This is a genomic window from Caulobacter sp. DWR3-1-2 (assembly GCF_049896225.1).
Lineage (GTDB): Bacteria > Pseudomonadota > Alphaproteobacteria > Caulobacterales > Caulobacteraceae > Caulobacter.
Genome location: NZ_JAFCTW010000023.1, coordinates 1 through 4,456 on the forward strand (window position 1 = coordinate 1; position 4,456 = coordinate 4,456).

At 66.6% G+C, this 4,456-nt stretch carries 5 protein-coding genes and 2 tRNA genes; 3 read left to right on the forward strand and 4 right to left on the reverse strand.

Features of this window, described 5'->3' with window-relative positions; all coding sequences use genetic code 11:
* Window positions 1–113: 113 nt before the first annotated feature.
* The 4 genes from ACP696_RS19990 to rlmB all read right to left on the reverse strand — a co-directional run bounded on the left by ACP696_RS19990 (window position 114) and on the right by rlmB (window position 3,865).
* On the reverse strand, window positions 114–494 hold the full coding sequence (locus tag ACP696_RS19990; protein WP_426013280.1) for a DUF423 domain-containing protein: 381 nt from the start codon (window positions 492–494) through the stop codon (window positions 114–116).
* Window positions 491–1,234, reverse strand: coding sequence for a TerC family protein (locus tag ACP696_RS19995; protein WP_426013278.1), 744 nt, complete (start codon window positions 1,232–1,234; stop codon window positions 491–493). Before ACP696_RS19995 ends, ACP696_RS19990 begins: the two co-directional genes overlap by 4 nt.
* A 42-nt stretch (window positions 1,235–1,276) precedes the next feature.
* On the reverse strand, window positions 1,277–2,923 hold the full coding sequence (locus ACP696_RS20000; protein ID WP_426013276.1) for a hypothetical protein: 1,647 nt from the start codon (window positions 2,921–2,923) through the stop codon (window positions 1,277–1,279).
* A gap of 123 nt (window positions 2,924–3,046) precedes the next feature.
* A complete protein-coding gene (gene rlmB / locus ACP696_RS20005) occupies window positions 3,047–3,865 on the reverse strand; it encodes a 23S rRNA (guanosine(2251)-2'-O)-methyltransferase RlmB (protein WP_426013275.1) in 819 nt (272 codons plus the stop codon).
* Window positions 3,866–4,035: 170 nt separating this feature from the next.
* Between rlmB and ACP696_RS20010 the strand changes: the two genes are divergently transcribed.
* The 3 genes from ACP696_RS20010 to ACP696_RS20020 form a co-directional block, all read left to right on the forward strand.
* Window positions 4,036–4,121 (forward strand) — tRNA-Tyr (locus tag ACP696_RS20010).
* An 87-nt stretch (window positions 4,122–4,208) separates the two neighbouring features.
* Window positions 4,209–4,282: transfer RNA gene (locus tag ACP696_RS20015), tRNA-Gly, on the forward strand.
* A 55-nt stretch (window positions 4,283–4,337) separates the two neighbouring features.
* A partial coding sequence (locus ACP696_RS20020; protein ID WP_426013779.1) for a GTP-binding protein occupies window positions 4,338–4,456 on the forward strand: 119 nt, incomplete at its 3' end.

A 4,456-nucleotide genomic window follows, 5' to 3' on the forward strand; every position in this document is an offset into this window, starting at 1 on the left:
TCGATCCGAGCCCACTGATCGTCCCGAAGAACTTCGCCTTCCAACACCGCCTCCAAAAAGCAGCGTTGAATCAGAACCGCCTCTCGATGGGAATCCTAAATCGTCACTACGGCCTAGTCGGCGGTGTCCGCAACCGCGCCAGCCCGCCAGGCCAGGATCAGCCAGCCAGCCAAGAAGCACAGGCCGCCCAGTGGCGTGATCGCTCCCAGGATACGCGGCGCGCCGAAGGCCATGGCGTAGAGCGAGCCCGAGAACAGCACCGAGCCAGTCAGGAAGAGGCTCGGCGTCCACAAGTCCGCCTTGCCGCCGGCTCTCCGCGCCGCCAGCCAGCAGAACACCGCCAGGGCGTGGATCATCTGATAGAGCGCGCCAGTGTGCAGCAGCTCGGCGGCGCGGGCATCCTTGGCCCCATGGGCGGCGAAGGCGCCGAAGGCCACGCCCAGGAAGCCGCTGAGCGCCGCCAGCCGAACCATCAGGCCGACTGGCCTGGTCATTTCTTATGCTTGAGGTGCGCGGCGAGCTCGGCCGGCGTGATGTCGATGATCGACGGCGCGGCGGCGTTGTAGGCGGCGGTCTTGTCCAGATCCATGACCACGCTGCGGTGGCCTTCCCAGATCATGTGGCCGGCCACGTAGAGCACGATGGCCAGGCCGATGAAGCCGATCCAGCGGAACCGGTGCAGCAAGTTGGCTATCGCACTGGCGGCCAGGCCCATCAGGGCGATCGACAGCAGCAGGCCAAACACCAGGATGGCGGGGTGCTCGCGGGCGGCGCCGGCCACGGCCAGCACATTGTCCAGCGACATCGAGACGTCGGCGATCAACACCTGCAGGAAGGCTTGCTTGAAGCTCTTGGCCGGTTTGACGTGGGGCTCGGTGGTTGGATCATTGTCCAGCATCGCCCGCGCGTCCGCCTGGTCGTGGGTGAACTGCTCGCGCAGCTCGCGCCACATCTTCCAGCAGACCCACAGCAACAGCACGCCGCCGGCCAGCAGCAGGCCAATGACGCCGAGCAGCCAGGTGGTGATCAGGGCGAAGCCGATGCGGAGCACGACCGCTGCGCCCAGGCCGTACAGGATGACCTTGCGGCGATCCTTGACCGGCAGGCCGCCGGCCGCCAGGCCAACGGCCACAGCGTTGTCGCCCGCGAGGACAAGGTCGATCATCAGGACGGACAGGAAGGCCGCGAACGGACCATCCAGCCCGCCCACCTGGGCTATGAGCGCATCAAACATGCGGCTTCAATGCGTCAGGCTGGGCGGTCTGGCAAGCATCGCCTAGTGCGCGGGCTCGAGTTCCTTGTGGGTCTCGCGGCCTTCGACATGTTGACCATGGTCGGCATGGGCGTCGTGATCGTCCGCGTGCTCGACGGGATGGACCTCGGCGTGGTCGTGACCGCTGACAGGCAGGGCCTCTCCGGCCGGCGCGACGACATGATGACCGTCATGGGGGTGGTCGTGGTGGTCCGGTTCGGCGTGGGTCTCATGGCCGTGATCGTCGCGAGCGGGGTCGCCAGCATGGGCGTCGTGCTCAGGACTGTCATGACCATGGTCGTCACGAGCGTGATCGTCATGGCCGTGGTGGTTGACCGCAGTGGCCACCGCTGCGCCGGCCAAGGCGCCACCAGCGGCGGCCACCATCGGGTTCACATAGTTGACGCTGGCCGATTGCGGCGGCGCTCCGAATTCCATCTCGTTGCGGCCGTAGTCGGTCAGGGTGCGGAACTTGCGCTGGCGCTCGGCTCGGGTCCTCGAGGCCGAGGCGTTGCGGGCGATCGCGACCAGGATCAGCAGGGCCAGCAGCACCAGGGCGCCGCCCAGCACCGACTTGCCTTGGACCTTGCCCAGGCCCGGCACGTCGATGGTCTCGAAGCCGCCCAGGCTGGGCAGGGCGAACTTGAAGCCCTTGGTGGCTTCCTGAACCTTCTCGCGCATCGGTGCGACCTGCTTGGCGATCGAGCCGAGCGAGAAGCCTTGGGCGGGCTTGGTCCCGTTCAGCTCGACGCCGAATTCGGTTTTCAACGCGCCGGTCGCCTTGTCGGTGGGCTTGACCTGCCAAGCGAAGGTCGGGGCTTCACCCGGCTTTACCACGGCGGTCTGGCGGCCGTTCGGGGTGATCTGGTAGCCTTCGCCCTGCAGGTCGGCATAGGCGCTGGTCTTCTTGGCCGCCTTGGTTAGGCCCAGCTTGGCGGCTTCCTTCTTGATCATGTCGCCGAGGGTGGCGGGCAGGGACAAGGTGACCTGGCCCTCCTTGCCCTGGGCCAGGCTTTCTCCCGAGGCCAGGACGGCGCCCTTGGTGGCTTCCGGCGCCACGGCCGCTTGCAGCTTCTGTAGCTTGGTGAGGACCTTCGGCGGCGCGGCCTTGACCGGCGCGACGATGGCCGGGGTCGGGGTCGGGGTCGGGGCCTTGGCCACAGCGGCGCCGGGTTTGACGGCGGCGACGGGCTTCACCGGGGCCGGAGTTGGCGCCACGGCCACGGGCCTGACGGCGGGCTTGATCACCGGATGAGCGACCGGCGCGGGCGCCGACTTGCCCACGGGCCGTGGCGCGGCGATGGCGGCGTGATGCGCGACGGCGCGCGGCTTATAATGCACGACCCTATGCTTGGGATTGGCGATCGGGGCCATGGCGGTCACCAGGGTGCCGTCGGCGCGCCGCCAGGTTTTCAGACCGGGGTGGCTGGACACGGGGACCGGCGCGGCGACCGGCAGGGTCGAAGCCGCGGGGCCGCCAAGCAGGCCGTCGGCCGGCGTGGTCTCGCTCGGCGCGGCGCCCATCAGCTCGGGGGTCTGGGTCGCGCCATATCCCGGCGCGGCCGAGGCGGGCGGCGCCTCGACAGGTTCGCGCGCGCCGCAACCGGCCACCACCAAAACCCCAACCGCGCATCCGGCCAGAGCCGTCAAACGGACTTTGTTATGCAACATCGGGTCCCCCGATCCCATGTTCGAACTCCCGGCAAGCGTCGCCTGTAGGAACAAGCGTTGAGAGAACCACGTCATCGCGACGAAATCAAAACGGTTAAGAGAGATTCACGAACTGGTTTCTTCCTACGGGCGAACTTTTGACGCTTCGTAGAGCGCCACCGCTGCCGCCGCAGACACGTTCAAGCTCTCAAACCCGCCCGGCATGGCAATTTTTCCCATCGCATCACAATGTTCGGCAACCAAGCGTCGGACGCCTTCGCCTTCCGATCCCAGCACCAGAACCGTCGGGCGGCCGTCCAGAACCTGGTCCAGGGTTTGTTCGGCCTCGCCAGCCAGACCCACGGCCCGCCAGCCCAGGTCGCTCAGTTCTTCCAGGGCGCGGGACAGATTGACCACGCGGGCATAGGGTATCTTGTCGATCGCCCCGACGGCGGTCTTGGCCAGCACGCCTGACAGGGCGGGGGCATGGCGGTCCTGGAGTATCACGCCGCGCGCGCCGAACGCGGCGGCCGAGCGGAAGATGGCGCCGATGTTCTGGGGGTCGGTGATCTGGTCGAACATCACCAACAGGCCCTGAGCCGGCATGCCCAGGTCATAGACCGACAGCGCCTCGGGCTCGTCGATCTTCAGCGCGATGCCCTGGTGCACCGCGCCGGGCGGCAGCTGGCGAGCAATCTCGGCGCCTTCCATGACCGTCAGAAAGGACGCCTTGGCCAGATCGGGGCTGAGTCGCTTGGCGCGGTCGGCGGTCGCCAACAGGCGTTTTGGCGCGGGCCTGGCGGGGTTGGAAAGCGCCGCCTCGACAGCGTGCGTGCCCCAGATCCAGTCCTTGGCGTCACCTTGGCCCTTGGAAAACTCGTTAGTTTTCCTGGGGTTGGAGCGAAAATCGCGACCTTTCGCAGAAGGCGGTTTCCGGTCGTTGCGTTCGGAATGAGAGGACACTATAAGACGCGCTCCGATTTGGGGCCCTGAGGGTTTCCGCGAGCCAGGGCGGCGCTGCTTTAGCACCGTCTCACCGGTCTCGAGGAAGCTTTTGTTCCTTTTTCGTGACGCGCGGCTCGCCGCGGGTTCGAGACTGGAAAGGCCGCTTTGAAAGAACTCTGCCGCGCGCTGGGGGAATGTCCCGAGTGGCAAAGGGGGGGGACTGTAAATCCCCTGGCGTACGCCTTCGTAGGTTCGAGTCCTACTTCCCCCACCACGCGCGGCGAGAGCTCCAACAAGGCTTGGCCCCAAAGCCAGAGACCGGGAGCCGACGCGACCCCGCTAGCCCGATGGGGTATATTGGGCGGGTATAGCACAGTGGTAGTGCAGCAGCCTTCCAAGCTGAGGATGCGGGTTCGATTCCCGCTACCCGCTCCAGCTCCCTATATATGACGACCCACATTCATAGCCGCCGGCGCGCAAGGTAGAGACCATGGCCAAGGAAAAGTTCGAACGTAACAAGCCGCACTGCAACATCGGCACCATCGGTCACGTTGACCATGGCAAGACGACGCTGACGGCCGCGATCACGATCACGCTGGCCAAGCAAGG